The sequence below is a fragment of the Sporolactobacillus inulinus genome (assembly GCF_006539285.1).
Classification (GTDB): domain Bacteria; phylum Bacillota; class Bacilli; order Bacillales; family Sporolactobacillaceae; genus Sporolactobacillus; species Sporolactobacillus inulinus.
Genome location: NZ_BJMS01000205.1, coordinates 1 through 1,369 on the forward strand (window position 1 = coordinate 1; position 1,369 = coordinate 1,369).

Annotated in this window: 1 protein-coding gene; it reads right to left on the reverse strand. The window is 45.1% G+C overall.

Features of this window, described 5'->3' with window-relative positions; all coding sequences use genetic code 11:
* Positions 1–205: 205 nt before the first annotated feature.
* Positions 206–1,359, reverse strand: a protein-coding gene (locus tag SIN01_RS14715) for an IS3 family transposase (protein WP_141306174.1) whose coding sequence is annotated in 2 segments (ribosomal slippage) — positions 206–1,107 and positions 1,107–1,359 — 1,155 coding nt in all. Because the reading frame shifts where the segments join, the coding sequence is not laid out codon by codon here.
* Positions 1,360–1,369 lie beyond the last annotated feature (10 nt).

The following is a 1,369-nucleotide window of genomic DNA, read 5'->3' on the forward strand; positions in this document are numbered from 1 at the left end:
GGATGTAAGTCAATATATTGGACACAAAAAAGTTTGGTAGATTGAGAGCTCGTTGCGTCATTTTGAGTTTGATCTGAATCGCTTGACATGGAGCCTCTACGGGCGATGTTTTTTGGCAAAGGGGCGAAAGGGTAAATCTCTTTCGCCTGGCGAGATAGCCTACAACGCCCGTCTCTCCATGTCAAGCGGTGCTCGTGCAGCATGATCAGGCCACTTTCAAAAACTTGTCTTCTGCTTCCTGAGGCGTCAGGTAATCGAGACAGCTATGGATCCGGGACCTGTTGTACCAGCCTTCAATGTACTGAAAGAGGGCACGTCTTGCTTCATTGAAATCATGATACGTCGTCTGATGGATTTCCTCTTTTTTCAATGTTGCATGAAAGGACTCAATGCACGCGTTATCGTATGGGCAGCCTTTTTTACTGAAAGAATGGACGATTTGTTTCTCTTGAATCGCTTTCTCAAATTCATGGCTTGTATACTGGGACCCAAGGTCCGTATGCAGGATCAGACCCGGTTCAGGATTTTGGTTGACGCAAGCGTTATCTAAAGCCTTTAAGGCTAGCTCTGTTGTCATGCTCCGAGAAAAGGAATAGCCAATAATCTTTCGTGTACACAGATCCATGACTGAGGCCAGGTAGCACCAGCCCTCTTTGATCGTGTGGATATAAGTGATATCTGCAACCCATTTTTGGTTGATCTTTGTTGTTGTAAAGTCCTGAGCCAGTACATTTTTTCTGTTCTCGACCGGTCCCTGGCTCGATTGCGGACGATACTTTTTCACAATAATGGACCGCAAATTGGCTCGTCTCATCAGCTGTTGCACACGTTTGAGGCTGACCATAAAGCCTTCTTTTCTCAAGCGTTTCTGAATCTTAGGAGCTCCATATCGCCGTTTACTTTCTGTATAAAGGGTCTGAATACGTTGCATCAATTTCCGATTCTCACGGGCCAGACTGGACTCACCGGCACTCTTGGCCTGATAATAGGTACTCCGCGGCATGTCAAGCACCTGGCATACCGTTTTTATGGGATGTTTTTCTTGCAGGCGATCAATCAACACACTCATCTCAGCGGACGTTACTTTTTTGCGAATATGGCCATAGCTTTTTTTAATATTTCGTTTTCCTCCTGAATGCGTCTCATCTCTTTCTGAAGCTTCAGGTAATCCTCAGGAGTAAAGGATTTCCCGTCTTCTAAAGAAATTGGATTCAGTTTCTTAATCCATTTATAAATCGTTGTTTCCGATACGCCATATTCGCTGCTGAGATCTTTGACCGGAGTGCCTGACTGGTAGAGTTCCACGATCATTTGCCGGAATTCTTTATTGAATTTGTTGCTTGTTTTTCCGCTGCCCATCCGGGACACA